12 protein-coding genes are annotated in these 18,153 nt (G+C 52.1%); 6 read left to right on the top strand and 6 right to left on the bottom strand.

What is annotated here, in order from left to right; genetic code table 11:
* Window positions 1–449: 449 nt before the first annotated feature.
* On the top strand, window positions 450–2,630 hold the full coding sequence (locus tag ACYVK4_RS10105) for a tetratricopeptide repeat-containing sensor histidine kinase (RefSeq protein ID WP_461127375.1): 2,181 nt from the start codon (window positions 450–452) through the stop codon (window positions 2,628–2,630).
* 5 nt (window positions 2,631–2,635) lie between these two features.
* On the opposite strand, the gene ACYVK4_RS10100 is transcribed toward ACYVK4_RS10105, so the two are convergent.
* Window positions 2,636–3,205 (bottom strand): hypothetical protein, encoded by a 570-nt coding sequence (locus ACYVK4_RS10100; protein WP_461127374.1) that lies wholly within the window; start codon window positions 3,203–3,205, stop codon window positions 2,636–2,638.
* 230 nt (window positions 3,206–3,435) lie between these two features.
* Here ACYVK4_RS10100 and lpdA point away from each other — a divergent pair, with 230 nt between their 5' ends.
* From lpdA to ACYVK4_RS10080, 4 genes are all read left to right on the top strand, one after another.
* A complete protein-coding gene (lpdA, locus tag ACYVK4_RS10095) occupies window positions 3,436–4,836 on the top strand; it encodes a dihydrolipoyl dehydrogenase (RefSeq protein WP_461127373.1) in 1,401 nt (466 codons plus the stop codon).
* A gap of 101 nt (window positions 4,837–4,937) precedes the next feature.
* A complete protein-coding gene (locus ACYVK4_RS10090; protein WP_461127372.1) occupies window positions 4,938–5,144 on the top strand; it encodes a DUF4160 domain-containing protein in 207 nt (68 codons plus the stop codon).
* A 69-nt stretch (window positions 5,145–5,213) separates the two neighbouring features.
* Window positions 5,214–5,459, top strand: a complete 246-nt coding sequence (locus ACYVK4_RS10085; protein ID WP_461127371.1) for a DUF2442 domain-containing protein — start codon at window positions 5,214–5,216, stop codon at window positions 5,457–5,459.
* Window positions 5,460–5,596: 137 nt separating this feature from the next.
* A complete protein-coding gene (locus tag ACYVK4_RS10080; protein ID WP_461127370.1) occupies window positions 5,597–6,961 on the top strand; it encodes a M20/M25/M40 family metallo-hydrolase in 1,365 nt (454 codons plus the stop codon).
* A 78-nt stretch (window positions 6,962–7,039) separates the two neighbouring features.
* Here ACYVK4_RS10080 and ACYVK4_RS10075 read toward each other — a convergent pair whose 3' ends face one another.
* The 4 genes from ACYVK4_RS10075 to ACYVK4_RS10060 form a co-directional block, all read right to left on the bottom strand.
* The gene (locus ACYVK4_RS10075; RefSeq protein WP_461127369.1) at window positions 7,040–8,233 is read right to left on the bottom strand and encodes a Gfo/Idh/MocA family protein; all 1,194 of its coding nucleotides are present in this window, start codon (window positions 8,231–8,233) and stop codon (window positions 7,040–7,042) included.
* Between the two features lie 218 nt (window positions 8,234–8,451).
* A complete protein-coding gene (locus ACYVK4_RS10070) occupies window positions 8,452–9,876 on the bottom strand; it encodes a glucoamylase family protein (RefSeq protein ID WP_461127368.1) in 1,425 nt (474 codons plus the stop codon).
* 354 nt (window positions 9,877–10,230) lie between these two features.
* Window positions 10,231–11,730, bottom strand: coding sequence for a RagB/SusD family nutrient uptake outer membrane protein (locus ACYVK4_RS10065; RefSeq protein WP_461127367.1), 1,500 nt, complete (start codon window positions 11,728–11,730; stop codon window positions 10,231–10,233).
* A 12-nt stretch (window positions 11,731–11,742) separates the two neighbouring features.
* Complete coding sequence (locus ACYVK4_RS10060; RefSeq protein WP_461127366.1) at window positions 11,743–14,763, bottom strand: SusC/RagA family TonB-linked outer membrane protein; 3,021 nt, start codon at window positions 14,761–14,763, stop codon at window positions 11,743–11,745.
* Window positions 14,764–15,100: 337 nt separating this feature from the next.
* On the opposite strand from ACYVK4_RS10060, the gene ACYVK4_RS10055 reads away from it, so the two are divergent.
* Entirely contained in the window at window positions 15,101–16,459 is a 1,359-nt protein-coding gene (locus ACYVK4_RS10055; RefSeq protein WP_461127365.1) for a sulfatase family protein, read from the top strand.
* Window positions 16,460–16,473: 14 nt separating this feature from the next.
* On the opposite strand, the gene ACYVK4_RS10050 is transcribed toward ACYVK4_RS10055, so the two are convergent.
* Window positions 16,474–18,144, bottom strand: a complete 1,671-nt coding sequence (locus tag ACYVK4_RS10050) for a hypothetical protein (RefSeq protein WP_461127364.1) — start codon at window positions 18,142–18,144, stop codon at window positions 16,474–16,476.
* Window positions 18,145–18,153: the final 9 nt, after the last annotated feature.

Genomic DNA, 18,153 nt, shown 5'->3' with positions numbered 1-18,153 from the left:
AATTTTATTTTTCCAGCCTTAAAAGTAAGAAAAAAACTGGCTTAAGTGCAAGTATTTACTGCAAAAAATCTGCCAAATGATGGCTTTTTTCGTAAAAACTTAAATTTATCCAAATTAAAGAGACACCTAAGCTACGTTTTGTTAAATATGACTTATTCGCCGAATTAATTGTATTTACGTTTGATTCTTCTCTTTAGATTCCAAGTATAGTGTGTTCGTTTAATATCCGGCCGTTTTTTTTAATATATTTTTTTTAGGGTACTTACGACGCTCCCCAAAAGAGTCCGTTTGCCAATAGCGATCTGCGGGCGCAAGCTTGTATCAAACAAAATTTTATGACCGGTAACTAAACCTGGAATCGATAATTTTAAGCCAACCCATTGATTAACTGCACTAAATACTTACTTTAGAGTCTCCTATCAGCTGTTGAGTAAGTTGGTGCGCGTCCTATGAGATCACTTTGGCCTGGAGTCCTGTTGCTTGGCTGGTGCGCTACTTGCCTCGGACAAGCTTGCCCTAAACTGCCGGAACTGAACTTCGATCGGCGGGGCGATGCCATTTATATGGATAGCTTGCTGACATTAGGACGGACGCATCGCCATATTTCGGCCAGCTTGCCCCGCACTCCCCAAAACGATACCCTGCGTCTCGAAGGGCTGCGGTTCATGGCGCTGGTGTTTAAGCAAATGCGCGACTCGCAGCGCGACAGCAGCTTTCTATATGCCAGACAATTAGAAGACCAGGCATTGCGCTACCACAACACCCTGTATCGGGTGCGGGCCATGATGTTGCAGGAGTACTACTTGCGGACTGTGAAAGGCGATTTCCCTCAGGCACTGCGTATTAATCAACGGGCATCTGAACTCTGTGTCAAATTACCGAGGGAAAGTTCTCCGCGCTGGCAGGTGCAAATGAACATGGGCGATATTTATATGTTGCTGAAAGAGTATGATAACGCCCTGCAGAGTTATCAGCTTTCGCAGTCGCTGCTTGGCGTCAATACGTTGCTGACACCTAAAAATCGGAAACTACTCATTAGCCAGGCTATTACTCAAATTGGTGAAGTATATGAAATTTGGGGGCAATATGAACAGGCCCGCGAACAGTTCGAACTAAGCCGGAAAATGGCATCGGAAGCTCGCTCGCAGGTGAATGTAGCCTATACGAACGAACGCCTGGGGGATTTCTTCATTAGCCGGCACCAACCCGATCAGGCTATTACTTATTTCGAGAATGCGCTGGCCGTATGGACTCAGGTAAACGATCGGGGTGGACAGGCGGCTGTCTGGGCGCGATTATCGGAAGCCTACACATTGACTAAAAAACCAGATCTGGCGATCGATTTTGGTGAAAAAGCCATTGTCATTGCCCGGCAGGCTGGTTTTATCCGAATTCAGCAAATGGCCGCCCAGTCGCTTTATCAGGCTTATAAACTAGCTAATAAGCCCGCTCAGGCACTGGCTATGTTTGAAGAATACAGTACGCTGCGCGATAGCCTGACTAACCTTAAGCGCGTTGACGAACTGTCGGCAGTGCAGAAAAAGTACGATATTAATCAGGTACGCCTGGCTGCCGATAAAGAGCATTTTCTCCAGCAGCAACAGCTGATAAATGTTCGTCGGCAGGCGGAAATCGCTCGTTTACGGGCCGAGGCCGAACGCGACCAGTTGGCCGGCGAGACCCGGATGAACCAGCTTCAGCAGCGAATTGAAACCGAACGTCTCAAAGCCGAATCGCAGAAAAGCCGATTAGAGCAACGCGCGCATATTGCCAAACTGAGACATGACATTCAGGAGGCCAATCTTATGCGGTTAATTATGGTGGGCGGGCTGGCGATGCTGCTGGGTTTTGTTATCGTTTATTATCGAAAGAACCAGCTGATTTACCGCCAGAAACGGGAGATTGAAAGTCTGAACCTTGATCTGGAAGATAAAGTATTTGCCCGAACCGTCGAGCTGAAACTTGCCAATGATCAGTTACGGGCTAAAAACCGCGAGATCGAAGAAGCTCTTTTACGCGGTCAGACGCTCGAACGAAAGCGCATGGCGGCTGATCTGCATGATAGCCTTGGCGGATTACTGGCGGCTATCAAGACGAGTATGTCGGCCTTGAATCCGGCGCATATGGCCGAACGTGAGCAGCAGATCTATTATAACCTGCTGAACATGGCCAAAGAAGCTTTTGCGGAAATTCGTTACCTGTCGCACAACTTACAGCCCGACGAGCTGGAGAAACAAGGGCTGTCCGAGGCTTTGATTCGGCTGGTCAATAAGCTCAATCTTTCGCAGAAAATAATGTTTCGGCTGGATAATGCGGAGCTGCCCCGCCTGGATAAAACGGCGGAGTTTAATCTGTATTCGATTTGTATTGAGCTTTGCAGTAATATCCTTCGTCACTCGGAAGCCACAGAAGCTGATATTCTGTTTCGCCGGTTCAACAACGAGCTGAACATGATTGTGAAAGATAACGGCTGTGGGATGGATCCCGCCGATGCAACCGGTATGGGGCTTCATAATATTCAGGCCCGCATGGACCTGATTCGGGGTCGGTACGAAATTCACTCCGGCAAGGGTGAGGGCACCACCTTTATCTTCATCCTGCCGCTGTCATTCGATCTGGCCACGGCCTGATCGCCTTATTTCAGGCGACCGTCAACCATAAATTCATTCTTGTCGAAGTAGGGGAGCTTCTGAAAACCCGACACGGTATAGTGCTGCACGCCCCACTGCCCGTTGGCGAGGGGGCCGCTTTGTAATAGTAAATGACGTTCGGAGGTATAAAGTGGATTTTTGGTTTGTAAGACGGCTTCAATCCGGCCTGGCTTACGGGTGATGGAATCCAGCCGTACGGTAAGTGACCGAACGGTTAAGCGCTCTTCCGAATTTTTTAAGGTATACTGGTAAGTCAGCGAATCGGGGCGAGTGATCTGGTAACTGCTCCGGAGAGCGGGCTTGTTAATGTCAGCCTGCGTAAATAATTCCAGCTCACGCGTCCAGTTAATCGCCTGCGTGGTTTGTTGGTTACGCTTTTTGTTAATAGCAACAGTCTTGCTGATAAGCGGCTTTTTGGCGGATAAGACGTCAATCTGCCCCTTTACGTAGCTCAATACATCGTAATATACGTTCGGTTGATTTTGCTGATTGGGGTCGTTGCAACTGCTGATTAACAGCGTGAGGCACAGAAGAACTGGATAAACGGAACGCATAAATCGGAAAAAATAGCCTTGGATGAAGAGGGCCTTATGCAACCACCAACACGATTTTCAGGAAATCGGTTTGGGTAATCAAATTCTGAACCAAATTTGCATGCGGAATGCTTTATTTATCAGACGAAAGAGTAGGATATTCGACACAGGATAGTTTATTGAGATAACTTTGTCAATTACTGCTTTCTTTTGTCCTGCGTCTCTCTTCTCAGGTTTTTTTATCAAATTCTATGGAATACGATGTTATTGTGATTGGTTCGGGGCCGGGCGGCTACACTGGCGCAATTCGCTGCGCCCAACTCGGGTTGAAAACAGCCATTATCGAAAAGTACCAGTCGCTGGGCGGCACCTGTCTGAATGTAGGGTGTATACCGTCAAAAGCGCTGCTCGACTCATCAGAGCATTATTACAACGCTGCGCACACGTTTGCCGAACATGGCATTAAGCTGGCCGATCTGCAAGTCGACCTGGCGCAGATGATTGCCCGCAAATCCAGCGTGGTCGATCAAACAACAAAGGGCATTACCTTTCTGATGAAGAAAAACAAGATCGACGAGCTGCATGGCGTCGGTTCGTTTGTTGATCCCCACACGATCAAAATTACCAAAGACGACGGGTCGGAACAGGTCATCAAAGGGAAGAATATCATTATCGCTACGGGCTCTAAACCGATGTCGTTCCCGTCGATGCCGATCGATAAAAAACGGGTGATCACCTCGACCGAAGCCCTCACGCTTCAGGAGATTCCCAAACACATGATCGTGATTGGCGCGGGTGTAATTGGCGCTGAGTTAGGATCGGTCTATGCCCGTCTTGGCTCGAAAGTGTCGTTTGTAGAGTTCGCTGATTCGATGATCCCAACGATGGATAAAACGATGGGCAAAGAACTTCAGAAGGCCATCAAAAAACTAGGTGCTGATTTCTACTTCAGCCACAAAGTGACAAAAGTGGAGAATACCGGCGATCAAGTTGTTGTCAGTGTCGATACACCAAAAGGCGAGCAGATCACCCTCACCGGCGACTATTGCCTGGTGTCTGTAGGACGTCGGCCTTACACGGATGGGTTGAACCTGGAGGCCGCTGGTCTGAAAACGGATGCCCGTGGTAAGGTTGAAGTGGACAATTACCTGCGTACGAGCGTTCCCCACATCTACGCTTTGGGCGATGTGATCCGGGGTGCCATGCTGGCCCACAAAGCCGAAGAAGAAGGTACGTTCATTGCCGAAACCATTGTTGGGCAAAAGCCGCACATTCATTACCGACTCATTCCGGGTGTGGTGTATACCTGGCCGGAAGTGGCTTCGGTAGGCTATACGGAAGAAGAAGTAAAGCAGGAAGGTATTCCCTATAAAGTTGGGTCATTCCCGTTCAAGGCGCTGGGTCGTGCCCGCGCGAGTATGGACGTGGATGGGCTGGTGAAGGTGCTGGCGCATAAGGAAACCGACGAAATTCTGGGCGTTCACATGATTGGCGCCCGTACGGCCGACATGATCGCCGAAGCCGTTGTGGCGATGGAGTTCCGGGCATCGGCCGAAGACGTGTCGCGGATGTCGCATGCTCACCCGACCTACACCGAAGCCTTCAAGGAAGCCTGTCTGGCCGCTACGGACAACCGGGCGATCAACATGTAAGATTTGACTGATAGAAAGTAGACAGGCCCGGTTGCTGGAAAGCGGCCGGGCTTGTGTTTAGTAAAGGATTTATTTTGTGAAGTAACTTGTAATAATTTTCCATGCCCGTTATATCAATGTTTTATGGTATTATTATTCGAATGTTTTATTTCGATAATAAAGAGCACCATTTGCCGCATATTCATATAGAATATTCTGGGCAGAAAGCGGTGGTTCCGATCCCTGATGGCGTCATGCTTACGAGAGCTTTTCCCACTGGAAAATTGAAGTTAGTTCAAGCCTGGGTAGAAATACACGCAGACGAATGAATGGCAAACTGGCTACTCGCAACGGAAGGGAGTACTGTTTTTAAAATTGATGCATTAAAGTAATATACTATGAGGTTTCTTAAAAGTATAAAACCTGTTATCAACTATAGACTTGTCTGCGCATTTGACAATGGCGTTGAAAAAATTGCTGATATTACACAGTACCTGGGGTCGGAAGCGTTTAAGCCTTTAAAAGACCCTGATGTGTTCAATAATGTACAAAACAAAGAGTACTATGTTGAGTGGCTCGACGGTGAGGTGGATTTAAGTGCAGATACACTTTGGCATATTGGCGTAGTACTGCAAAATGCATGATATGTCCGTCTGGCCGCTACGGACAACCGGGCGATCAACATGTAAGATTTGACTGATAGAAAGTAGACAGGCCCGGTTGCTGGAAAGCAGCCGGGCTTTTCTGTATATTGCCCTCTTAACCAATACAACCGCCTGCCATGAAGAAAACGATTACACTTCTCTTTACCATGCTGGTTGGCTACGCCCAGGCCCAAACGGCTGATTCCGTAACCATCCGAAAGATTTATAATGAAGCGTTAGCCAATGGAAAATCTTACGACTGGCTGCGCTACCTGACCAAGCAGGTTGGCCCGCGCCTGAGCGGTTCGGAAGGGGCGCAAAAAGCCGTCGACTGGACGAAGCAAGTGATGGAGAAAGAAGGCTTCGACCGGGTGTTTTTGCAGGATGTGATGGTGCCGCATTGGGTGCGGGGTGCTAAAGAAATCGCCTATATTCAGAATGGCAAACAGAAGATAATGGTACCCATTGCCGCTCTGGGTGGTTCGGTCGCTACTGGTCCAAAGGGCGTGGAAGCGGGCGTCATCGAAGTGAAAAGCTTCCCTGAACTGCGGGCATTAGGTGCCGATAAAGTGAAGGGTAAGATTGTCTTTTACAATCGCCCAATGGACCCCACAAAGATCAACACGTTCGAAGCCTATGGCGGAGCCGTGGACCAGCGGGCCAATGGTGCTACCGAAGCGGCTAAACTGGGAGCTGTTGGAGCTATTGTCCGCTCCATGACGAATGTTCGCGATGACAATCCTCATGTTGGGGGTATGCGTTACGGGACGGGCGTTCCGCTGATTCCTACGGCAGCTATCAGCACCAATGCCGCCGATCTGTTGAGCAAATCACTAGCCGAAAACCCAAATCTGACGTTCTACTTCAAGCAGAACTGCGAAACCCTGCCCGATGCCAAGTCGTATAACGTGGTTGGTGAAATAAAAGGCAGTGAAAAGCCGGATGAGATCATTGTGGTCGGTGGTCACCTCGATTCGTGGGACCTGGCCGAAGGGGCTCATGATGATGGCGCAGGTTGTGTGCAGTCTATCGAAGTACTGCGGATTATGAAAGCACTGGGTATTAAGCCGAAGCGTACGATTCGTGCGGTGATGTTCATGAATGAAGAGAACGGCCTGCGGGGCGGTGTTGCCTATGCCGATCTCGCCAAGAAAAATAACGAGAAGCATATTGCTGCCGTCGAATCGGACAACGGTGGATTTACACCCCGTGGTTTCGGCATTGTTGGTACGCCCGATCAACGGGCCAAAGTGATGCCATGGAAACCACTGCTGGCCCCTTATGGCCTGCTGGAAATTGGCGCGGGTGGGGGAGGAGCTGATATTGGCCCGCTGGCTCAGTCAGGCACGGTATTGTTCGGCTTCAAACCCGATTCGCAGCGGTACTTCGATTATCACCATACCACCGTCGATAAGTTTGAAACGGTGAGCCAGCGGGAGCTTGAACTCGGCGCGGCTTCCATGGCGGCTCTGGTGTATCTGCTCGATCAATATGGGTTGTAAGCAGTAACAAAAGGCGTAGGGGTTTGGGCATAGGGTAGGTGTAACGATAATCCGTATCACCTCCCTATGCCCAAACTCCTACGCCTTTTGCCCCGTCAATGCTGACGTATCCAGTATCTGAACGACATCTTTGGTCGGTACTTTCTGGCCGGTTCGGGCGGCTTCGAAAATGGCTTCGATCAGTTGCACATCCCGCTTACCCAGTTCACCGGGTACAGTTGTGGGTTTGTTTTGCAGAATGCAGTTGGCAAAAGCGTCCATCTGTTGGGCCTGTTGCGGTACGTTCTCGATCTCCATTTTGCCGTTGCTTGTTTTTCCTTCCAGCCCGGAATAGGCATAGGCGGGGGAGAGTTCAAACCAGCCCCTGGCCGCTTCTGCGCGGAGTTTGTTGTATTTGTCGTTGAAACTGGCTTTGCAGGCGGCTATGCTTCCATCCGGAAAATAGAGGCTGAAATCCATACCCTCTTCGATCTTGCTAAATTTCTCGGCATCTGTTACCGGGTGCTTTCGGGCGGTAACGGCAATGGGAATCTGGCCTTTCGTATAAATGGCCCCCTGTATGCAGTACACCCCCACATCGCGCAGGGGGCCACCCCCGCCAACCCCACGGCCTAGCCGCCAGGGTGAGCTTTCATCCTGAATCTGCCCATTTTCGGCTACAATCCGGTTTACTTTTCCGAAGGCTTCTTTCTGACCGAGCCGCATCATTTCCTGATTGTGCGGTTCAAAATGCAGCCGATAGCCGATGGATAACTGCCGATTGGCCTTCTTACAGGCGTCGATCATCTGCTGGCATTCGTCGGCGTTCATGGCCATTGGCTTTTCACAGATGACGTGCTTACCTGCTTTAGCCGCTCGAATCGTGTATTCGGCATGCATGGAGTTAGGTAGGACTACATACACGATGTCGATATCCGGATTGTCGGCAATCTGGTTGAAGGTCTTATAATCGTATACGTTTTTGTCGGGGATATTGTATTTCTTTTTCCAGGTATCGGCCTTTTCGGGTGTACCCGTTACGATGCCGGCCAGGCGGCAGTTGGTCGTTTTTTCGAGTGCGGGTGCCAATTGGCCTTCGCTGTATTGACCCAAGCCGACAAGGGCAATGCCCAGCTTGCGCGTTGAACCGGTAGTGGTTGTCGTAGACGTGGCCGACTCGGCCGTCGACTTATCGCTTTTGCCCCCGCAGCTTTGTAGTAATCCGGGCAGCAGGATCGATGCAGCCCCCATATGGTGCATGAAATGGCGACGCGAATAGGTAAGTTGTTTCATAACGTAGACGGATTCAAACCGATAAATCGACAGAAGAGCCGTTGTCTTTTACCCGTTTTAACCTCCTCACAAGCTGATTGTTCGGCTACAAAGCCGCCAAGTTAGTATCTGGCCTCTGACCAATATAAACAAGTGATGTTGGGTGTTCAGACCTGATACCAGGTGCCAAAAAAAGAGACTGCTTATAAAAGCAGTCTCAGAAATAGAATTGATTCTGTTTACCGCGCCACCCAGCCGCCCGTAAACCCGGCTTTGATGAGCCCACGCTTGATATGCGGATTTTTCTGCATCAGTTTCCAGACGAACTCCGACCGCATATTTTCGGCCATGAGCAAAATTGGGCCCTGGTCAATGCCCAGGTAATCGACATCGAACCAGCCTTGCTGCGTAGAGCCGTTAGCCACGCGGGCCGGGTACCGATATGTGGGATTGAACGCATCGCGGAAACCATAATTGCCGTATAATTTCGCACCGTATTTCGCTTTCATCGCCCGTAAGGCCGGAACGCAAATTTCCGGTGCAAACGCTATCGATCCACCCGCTGCCGTAGGGGCAATGGTGCCATCGTCCACGATCTGCGTGCTGGCCGCTCCCCGCGCCCGGTATGAGAAAAACTGCTTTCCATTCACCAGCGTATCAGCGGGGCCGTCGCAGGCGGTGAGCCCCCAGATGGTCGGGCTGTAGTCCTGCCATCGGCCGGGATTGGCTACGCAATAGGCCCGGTTGGCGTAGGTGGCCCGACGTGAATTCTCAAAATAGTCGATGCCTTTGCTGCGCATGTACTCGTCTTTGATGCCCCGAAAATCAATCCAGACGTGCGAGTACTGATGCCCGAACAGCGGGTCGAAGTTCACGTGGGTCTGGTCGTAAAACGTAGCCCATGGATACGATTTGGTCCAGGCCGCCCAAACGTCGGTGCCAACCGCATGCGTGGGCGAGCCCAGCGCCAGCACATACAGCAGCATACCTTCGTTATAGCCCGTCCAGTCGCTCTTGATAAAGCCTGACTCGGGGTGCCAGCCCATTGATACAAACGGCCGGGACGCCGGACCGTTGTTATTCTGAAACCAGACCCAGTCCACGCGTCCGTAAATCTGATCGGCCAGTTGCCGTATCTCCGTTTCAACGGCGTTATTCTGGTCAAAATAACTCTGTGCGCTCAGGATGCCGCCCAGCAGCAGGGCCGTGTCGATGGTCGATAGTTCGACCTGCTTGAATCGCTCGCCGGTTTTCATATCCAGAAAATGATAGAAAAATCCTTTGTAGCCCGATACACCCGTCGCCTTATCCGACTGGGGGGCATTAGCGAAGAAACGGAGTGTTTTCAGGGTACGGTCGGCAGCTTGTACCCGCGTAATATAGCCGCGCTCTACCCCAACCAGATACGACGTCAGACCAAAGCCTACGGCGGCAATACTGGCAAAGGAGTTGGACGGCGCCCGATCGGGTACCAGCCCATTTTCGGGGTTGGTCGTTTCCCAGAAATACCGAAACGTATCCTGTTGCAGACTATCCAGAAAGGCCTGATCGGAGCTGGAGGGGGTAAACGCCGTTGGGGCGGGAGCGACCGATTTTGGTTTTGGCTGGCAACAGACGATGGTGAGGCTGGTGCAGGTGAGGAGGATGGCGAGGAGTTGTTTCATAAAGGAAGATACTTTGTTTCTACCCCGCCCCAACCCCTCCCCTTGAAAAAAGGGGAGGGGCTAGAGAAAGGAACTTCGTTACAAAATTCCCCTTGTCTCAGAAGGACGTGAATTGTGTAATGAACGTGAATTCGGAATTAGCAATGGCCTATCGAGCATGTGCAGATGCCCCGTTTCTATCTGCGCTGAACTGTAAAGATCCTAACGGAACCAAAAACAGGCTGTTAAATTCCCTATCCATATCATAATGAACGGGACAGAACAACTAAAGGGTGACGACAACTTTTTTAGCCCCTCCCCTTTTTCAAGGGTAGGGGTTGGGGTGGGGTCAGCCGCTGCCGTGGGGTAAAACCTTTAATACCCCGGGTTTTGCGTCAACTGCCCACCGCTCAGCTGAATCTGCGGCTGGGGAATGGGGAAGACTTCGTGTTTACCCGCTACAAAATTTTTGCCGAGGGCCTGGTAAACAGTCGCAGCGCGCCCCTGCCGGACCAGATCGAAATAGCGGTCGTGTTCGAAGGCGAGTTCAACCCGGCGCTCACGCCAGATGGCAAGTCGTAAATCGGCCTGGACGGTTGTCGTCACGTTTGGCAATGCCGTAGCGACGCCACCCCGCGCCCGTGCCCGGACCTGATTTAGATCTGACAGCGCTTTGGTTGGCTGTCCGAGTTCGTTGGCGGCTTCGGCATTCATCAGCAGCACTTCGGCATAACGTAAAATACGAACGTTTTTGCTGGTTTCCCAGGTATTACCGTTGTTGGTTTCCTGTGTCAAGCTCACGTACGCCTTCATGTTGTAATACGGATTTTCGGCGTTCGGACTCACGACCCGGCCATCCCACAGGGTCATGCCGCGTTGAATGATCGTACCCGCTTTTCGGGTATCGCCGGGTTCGTAGGCCTGCACCAGATTTTCGGAGGGTGTGTTGAATCCCCATCCCCAACCGTTTTCGCCCCGTGCGCCTTGCGTTTCGAAGTAGCCCTGCACCCCTTTGTTGGGGGTTACGCCCCGGCCCTGAATCTCGAAAATCGACTCGACACCATTCTCCGTCGATTCGCGCCAGAGTTCAGCATAATTAGGCTGTAACGAATACTGCCCCGAAGCAATGATTTCGTCGGTCAGTTGCAACACCACGTTCCACTTCTTCTCGTACATGGACACTTTGGCCAGCAGGGCTTTCGCGGCTCCTTTGGTAGCCCGGCCTAGATCGGCCGCGTTGTACTGCGATTTCTCGGGCAGATTGGCGACGGCCGTTGCCAGATCCGCTTCGATCTGCGTGTACACCTGCGCCGACGTCGCCCGCACCCGTCCCTGCTGAATGTCGCTGGCATTGGTCGGGTCGGCCACTTTCGTGATCAGTGGCACCCCGCCAAACGAGCGGACGAGGTTGAAATAACAGTAGGCCCGCAGGAAGCTGGCTTCGCCGATGAGCCGGTTCTTCAGCGTGTCGTTGATAGACAGGGGCGGCAGGTTGTCAAGCGCCTGATTGGCCCGCGCAATGGCTTCGTACTGACCACCCCATACTTCGTTGAACGAAACACTCGAAGGGGTAAACGTGAAATTGTCCAGCTGATCCTTGTCCGTGCCGGTATCGCCCGGCGAACTGCCTTTATCGGCATCGTCCGACGCAATGCTGGTAATACCATTCCACGAAAAGGACTGAAAGTTCCAGTCGGTCATCTTCGAATAAATGGCATTGACAAGGCTTGTTGCCGCATCGGCATTACTCGAAAAGAAGTCCGTTGGGGTCTGCTGTCCCTGGGGGGGCACATCCAGGAAGGACTTGGAACAGCCACTGGCAATTACCAGACCGCCAATGCAGGAGTATGTAATGAGTTTCTGAAAGGTTTTCATCTCGTTGTTTACTTAAAAGCCAATGTTCAGACCAGCCAGATAGGCCGATGTTACCGGATAGGTGCCCAACTCGATACCGGCATTCAGCGGATTGCTGCCGGGCAGTTCGGGCGTATAGCCCGAGAAGGCTTTGATCGTCAGGGCGTTTTGCGCCGTTACGTAGAACCGCACCCGACTCACTTTCAGTGACGATACCAACTCTTTAGGCAGCGTGTAGCCCAGCGTTATGTTGTTGATCCGGAAGAAAGACCCTGATTCAACGTAATAGGTCGACGAGATGGGGACGGAGTTGCTGGCCCGTGGTTCGGTATTGCTGGGGTTGGTGGGGGTCCAGCGGTCAGCGCGGGAGGCTTCGATGTTCTCGTTGCCAAACCGCTGTGCTTTTTTGCCATTGTAGACTTTGTTGCCAACGTTCGCGTACCAGTCGGTCGAGAAGTCGAAGTTGCTATAAGTGAAACCACCGTTGACGCCGAAGTACAGTTTGGGCTGGTACGAACCGACAAACACACGGTCATTATCGTCGATAGCGCCATCGCCGTTCTGGTCTACGTAACGGAAATCGCCTGGTTTGGTACCCTGAATTTTAGCGGCCGTGTTAGTAACCTGCTCCTGCGTCTGGAAAATACCGTCGGTTTGCCACACCCAGAAACTACCTACGGGCTGGCCCACTGCCGTGCGGGTGGTGTATTGGCCGTTACCAATGCCGCCTTCGTTGATGGGTAAGCCACCCTGCACATCTTCCAGCCGGTTCTTGTTGATGGTCGCGTTTACGCCAACGTTGTAGTTAAATCCGCTGGTTGAGTTGTTGCGCCAGTTCAGGGCAAATTCAAAACCCCGGTTCCGCACGCTGGCGGCATTGGTCAGGTAAGCCGCGTCGACATCCCCGAAAATGGCGTCGATGGGCCGCTGAAAGAGGGCATCGCTGGTGAGTTTGTTATAGTACGTGAATTCACCCGTCAGCCGGTTTTTGGCGAGCGCAAATTCCAGACCGATGTCCGTACCGGTCGTTACTTCCCAATGCAGGTTCGGGTCGATCAGGTTCGTAATGGTGCGTCCCTGTTGCAGCGTCTGGTTTGGGCCCAGCGCGTAGTCGAGGCCGCTGGCAATGGTATACTGGAAGGCACTCGGGTCGATGCGGTCGTTCCCGGTCTTACCCCAGCTTACGCGCGCTTTCAACTGATCGAACGGCGTTTTGCCGCGCAGGAAGGGCTCTTCGCTGATGACCCAGCCCGCACCCAGCGAAGGAAAGAAACCCCAGCGGTTGTTGGTGGGAAACTTACTCGACCCATCGTACCGGGCAGTACCCGTAAACAGATACCGGTCAGCAAAGTTGTAGTTGACCCGACCAATGTACGACTGCCGGGTTTGAATACTGCCCACTTCGCTGTTCGTTGCCGTTGAGGCATTCCCCGTGTTCAGATAGAAATAGTTCGACTGGGGCGGCACATCCTGTCGGGCCGAGGTCAGAATATTGTTCTGAAACCGTTCGACCACGTAACCACCCAATATTTTCACCGTATGCTGTTTCGCAAAGGTATTGGTATACTCGGCCGTGTTGGTCCAGAGCCAGCGGGAGCTGGTCGACCGGCCCACATTCAATTCACTCGTCAGGTTGCGCTGATTGGCCGATACCTGATAGACCGGGTTATAGTTGTACGCCCGGTTGGCGTTGCTTTCAATGCCGAAGTTCGATAGCACGGTGATTTTCTTTAACAGTGTCAGGTTACCGTAGAACGAACCCTGCAAACGCAGCCCTTTTGCGTTGTAATTGGTATAATCTAACTGGGCTACCGGATTCGCTACGTTATTCCTTGCCGTAAATCCGTAGGTTCCATCAGCGTTACGAACCGGCACGATCGGCGCCTGTTTGTAGGCACTCGTGAACGCTGAATAGGCCGTGGTACTGGGAATAGCCGGATCGGCGGTACCGGTCAGGTTCGAATTGTCGTTGGCCAGACTCAGGTTATGGCCCAGTTTAAGCACTGGCGACAGCGTGTATTCGTTGTTCAGGCGCAGGGTCAGGCGGTTATAATCCGTTCCTTTCAGAATCCCTTTTTCAGTAAAATAACCGGCACTGAAGAGATAGGTCGTTTTTTCGGTACCGCCACTAACGGATAACGAGTGATTCTGCTGGAAACCCGTCCGGGTGATGGCTTTGAACCAATCGGTGTTGGCCGGGTTAGTGGCCGTTGGGTCGAAGGGCAGCGTAGCGGTTGGGTCGTCGTACCGTACGGCTTCGTTGTTGTATTGAGTAAACAACTGGGCATCCGCCATCCTGACCCGATAGGCGGGCGTGCGAATACCAACGTACGCATCGTAGTTGACGCTTGGCGCACCCGACTTGCCGCGTTTGGTGGTAATCAGCACCACACCATTGGCCGCCCGTACCCCGTAAATAGCCGTCGCCGAGGCATCTTTCAAGATATCGACGGAGGTAATATCCGAGGTGTTGATGTTGCGAATGTCTTCCGTGATGATTCCGTCGACCACATAGAGTGGGTCGGCCCCGCCCAGGAGCGTACCTGTTCCGCGAATCCGGACGGTGGGAGCCTGCCCCGGTGCGCCCGAGTTGATGATCTGCACCCCGGCCACTTTGCTTTGCAACGCCTGTGTAGCCGACAGCACGGGTTGCCGCACCAGTTCTTCGCCTTTTACCTGTGCTACAGACCCCGTCACGTCGATCTTGCGCTGCGTACCATAACCGACTACAACTACCTCCTGCAAGGCGCGGGCGTCGTCGGCCAGTTCGACGTTAACCGTCGTTTGATTGCCTACGGGAATTTCCTGCGTGGTCATCCCGATCATACTGAACTGAAGCACAGCACCATTGGGAACGTTGATCTTGTAATTCCCCTCTACATCGGTAGCCGTGCCGGTTGTTGTTCCACGTACCAAAACGTTGACGCCCGGAAGCCCCTGCTTATCCGCTTTGTTGACAACCCTCCCCGTAATCGTAACCTGCTGATCCTGTGCCTGTACACTGCCGGAAACAACAAGCCAGATTACTGTTAAAAAGTAACCAAGTGTTTTCATCGTTGAGTAAAAATTTAAATTGGGGTACAAAAATAAGTAATCCTATGGGAATACTATTTAAACTTTCTTTAACCCCATTTTAACATTCAATCAGTCAGATTGTTAGGCAACAAAATTTTATTTGGTGTCCTTTTTTTGTTGGCTCCGGCCAGTGGTGTACTCGTGATGTCAGGTTCTTCAACCTGACAGGGGAGGTTTCTCAAAACCTAACCCTTTTCTATTCATTAGAGAAGGGTTTGAGAAACCTCCCCTGTCGGGTTGAAGAACCCGCCACCACAGCTACTACCGTAACCTGCTACCATAGTAGAAGCTGGGTGTATCGGCTTTTTTCGGATGTATGAAGCACGTAGTCATTCTGTTGTTGGTCCTCTTTTGCCAATCCGTTCGGGTAGTTGGTCAGGCAAAATCTTCCGTTAAAAAACCGAATATTCTGCTCATTTTGGCTGATGACCTTGGCTACGGTGATCTGAGCAGTTATGGCGCCCCCGATATCCAGACGCCCCACATTGACTCGCTGGTTCGGGCGGGGATGCGGTTTAGCCATTTCTATGCGAACTCGTCGGTTTGTTCCCCCTCACGGGCCGCCCTCCTCAGCGGACGGTATCCGGAACAGGTGGGTGTGCCGGGCGTTATCCGAACCATGCCCGATGATAACTGGGGATACTTGGCTCCAGCGACCGTTCTGCTGCCGTCGCTATTGAAGAAAAATGGCTATCACACGGCCCTGGTGGGCAAGTGGCATCTGGGTCTCGAATCGCCGAACTTACCCAACGACCGGGGCTTCGACCTGTTTCACGGCTTCGAGGGGGATATGATGGACGACTATTATACCCATCTGCGCCATGACCGAAACTATATGCGGCTCAACCGGCAGGTCATCGACCCAACCGGACATGCCACTGATCTGTTTACGCAGTGGGCAACGGATTACCTTCAGCAACGCGCGGCTCAGCCGAAACCTTTTTTCCTGTATCTGGCTTACAACGCCCCGCACGACCCCATTCAGCCCCCTGCCGACTGGCTGGCTAAAGTAAAAGCACGTCAGCCGGGCATTAGTGATAAACGCGCCAAACTAGCGGCTCTCATTGAGCACATGGATGCTGGGATCGGCAAAGTCATTCAAACCTTACGCGCCAAAGGACTCTATGAAAATACGCTGATCCTATTTGTCAGCGACAATGGTGGAAAGCTGTTCGATGGGGCGAATAACGGGCCGTTACGCAGCGGGAAAGGACATATGTATGAAGGTGGCATTCGCATACCGGCCTGTGTGGTCTGGCCCGGCAAAATTGCTGCGCAAAGCCAATCGCAGCAACCGCTGTTATTGATGGATTTGTTGCCAACGCTGGCCGAGGCATCAGGTACAAGGGTCAGCCAGGCGATTGATGGACGAAGTTTTTTGCCCATTCTGCTGGGAGCCAGCCAAACCCTGACACCCGAACGGCCCGTTTTCTTTATTCGGCGGGAAGGCGGCATCGAGTACAGCGGTAAAACGATCGATGCCGTCCGGCTCGGTGACTGGAAACTCCTTCAGGATAGTCCCTACAGCCCGCTGGAATTGTATAATCTGAAAGACGATCCGCAGGAAAAAGTCAACCGGGCAGCCGATCGGCCGGAGGAGTTCAAACAGTTAGAGAAACTCATGCGTGAGCATACGCGCCAGGGTGGGGCTATACCCTGGCAGCGAACAAATTGACTGTCGGGACAGCTCTATAAATTCTTATCAATAAGCTTACCGACTTCCTCGAAATTGCCCGGTAGAGGTGCGCTACGCTTGACAATCTTACCCGTTCGGTTGATGACCGTTCCCGAGAGGTCACCGTCTGATCGCAGGCGTTCAATGGCATCGATCAACTGACTGTCTGTTAACAGCAGGTGGTCGCCAGCCAGATTGTAACGGGCGGCAATTTCAGGCCATAATGACTGATCTGCGCCGGGCATGGGCAAGTAGACCAATGAAAAATCGCGGGCACTGTAAGCGTTTCGAAGGCGTTGGGCATCCATGGCCGCTTGCCGACCAGCCTCATCGGTCGGCGAAAACAGGAGCATATAGATCACTTTACCCCGGTTTGCGTTGACAACCTCATCGAACAGCATGGAGCCGTTACCCGATGTGGCTCGGGTGGCAAAAACACCGGGCGAAATCTCCAGCGATTTTGCTGTGTTGCCCGCTTTTCGCAGTGTTTCGATAGCGGCCCGGATGCGGGTGCTGTCTTTTACTTCGAGTCGGTACAGTTCATCAAGCGACTGTGCCAGGGCTGGGTCTTTTATCTGCGGACGCCCGTATCCGTACAGTAGCTTGGCAAAGTTAAGGGTCAAGCCCGGCAATGAAGTTGCCAGCCAATAGGCCGATACGTAATTTACCGCCACCGTGTCGAACTGGCGAATGCTGCGCTGAATGAGCATCTCATAGTTAACCAGACGTTGCAGCGTGTCGGGGTTACGCTTCACCAGCCCATCGAAGAACTTTAGATCCGATGCTTTGGCCGAGTTGGCCAGTGCATAATCGCTGAGCCGGATGCGCTCGTCGGCCGTCAGATTTTTACCGTATCGTTCGAGTAAAATCGATAACGCTCTGACCGTAAGGCCATTCGTTCGGCTATTGCCTGATTCGGCGTTAACCAGCTGGGTGGCATAATTGGCAAAGCGATTCATGGCCGACGCCCGCGCTGCCGTCAGGATAATATCATTGGCCGGACGAAGTGAGTCGGATAGCGATGTCGGAATCTTTTCCCCTTCGTAAGCGGCTTTGTCGTACAGAAAAGCCGCTGCGTTGTAGCGGTTGTTGGCCGAAATCCAGCGGGATACCAGCGGGAATACTTTTTCCCGGCCTGCGAAGCGGACGAACGGGGCGCGGTAGGCCGCAAGCAGAATATCGAAAGCTTTGACGTTGGACTGATTGGCGATCTGACCTGTTAACTTTTTACCGTCAGGTTTATCCGGAAAGGTGGCTTCGAAGGCTTTGTAACGGGCAAACTGGCTATTCACCTGCGCATTGACGCCCCCGAATCGGAACGGAACAGCCGCCGTAAACAGCGAGTCGGCATCGAGGTCGATGGTGAGCGTACCGGGAGCTGCCAGAAACGCGGTCGAAATGCGGCCGTAGTTGAAGTACATCTCCTCCTGTGGGTAAATCAATGGCAGCGAGACTCGAAAGGTGCCATCTATATTGAGCGGTGCCGGACGAACCAACTCCCGACTGGCTTGCAGAATATTGTTGCGGCTCACCAGGACCGTAGGCGACTCGCGATACAGCCGGGCCGATAGGTTACGAATGCGACCTGTAACGACAACAGAATCTGTTTGCGCCTGACTGAGCAGAGGAACCCAGAAAAGGACATTAAGCAGTAGGCGACTAATGAGCCGACAATGGTTTTTCATGGTTTTAGG

It is taken from the genome of Spirosoma aerophilum (assembly GCF_054782495.1).
This window is presented reverse-complemented; position numbering and strand designations above follow the sequence as displayed.

Coding starts and splice junctions, on each gene's coding strand:
- ACYVK4_RS10100 (WP_461127374.1), bottom strand. CDS start 3,205: ATGCGTTCCGTTTATCCAGTTCTTCTGTGCCTCACGCTGTTAATCAGC.
- lpdA (WP_461127373.1), top strand. CDS start 3,436: ATGGAATACGATGTTATTGTGATTGGTTCGGGGCCGGGCGGCTACACT.
- ACYVK4_RS10085 (WP_461127371.1), top strand. CDS start 5,214: ATGAGGTTTCTTAAAAGTATAAAACCTGTTATCAACTATAGACTTGTC.
- ACYVK4_RS10090 (WP_461127372.1), top strand. CDS start 4,938: ATGCCCGTTATATCAATGTTTTATGGTATTATTATTCGAATGTTTTAT.
- ACYVK4_RS10050 (WP_461127364.1), bottom strand. CDS start 18,144: ATGAAAAACCATTGTCGGCTCATTAGTCGCCTACTGCTTAATGTCCTT.
- ACYVK4_RS10075 (WP_461127369.1), bottom strand. CDS start 8,233: ATGAAACAACTTACCTATTCGCGTCGCCATTTCATGCACCATATGGGG.
- ACYVK4_RS10080 (WP_461127370.1), top strand. CDS start 5,597: ATGAAGAAAACGATTACACTTCTCTTTACCATGCTGGTTGGCTACGCC.
- ACYVK4_RS10105 (WP_461127375.1), top strand. CDS start 450: ATGAGATCACTTTGGCCTGGAGTCCTGTTGCTTGGCTGGTGCGCTACT.
- ACYVK4_RS10060 (WP_461127366.1), bottom strand. CDS start 14,763: ATGAAAACACTTGGTTACTTTTTAACAGTAATCTGGCTTGTTGTTTCC.
- ACYVK4_RS10065 (WP_461127367.1), bottom strand. CDS start 11,730: ATGAAAACCTTTCAGAAACTCATTACATACTCCTGCATTGGCGGTCTG.
- ACYVK4_RS10055 (WP_461127365.1), top strand. CDS start 15,101: ATGAAGCACGTAGTCATTCTGTTGTTGGTCCTCTTTTGCCAATCCGTT.
- ACYVK4_RS10070 (WP_461127368.1), bottom strand. CDS start 9,876: ATGAAACAACTCCTCGCCATCCTCCTCACCTGCACCAGCCTCACCATC.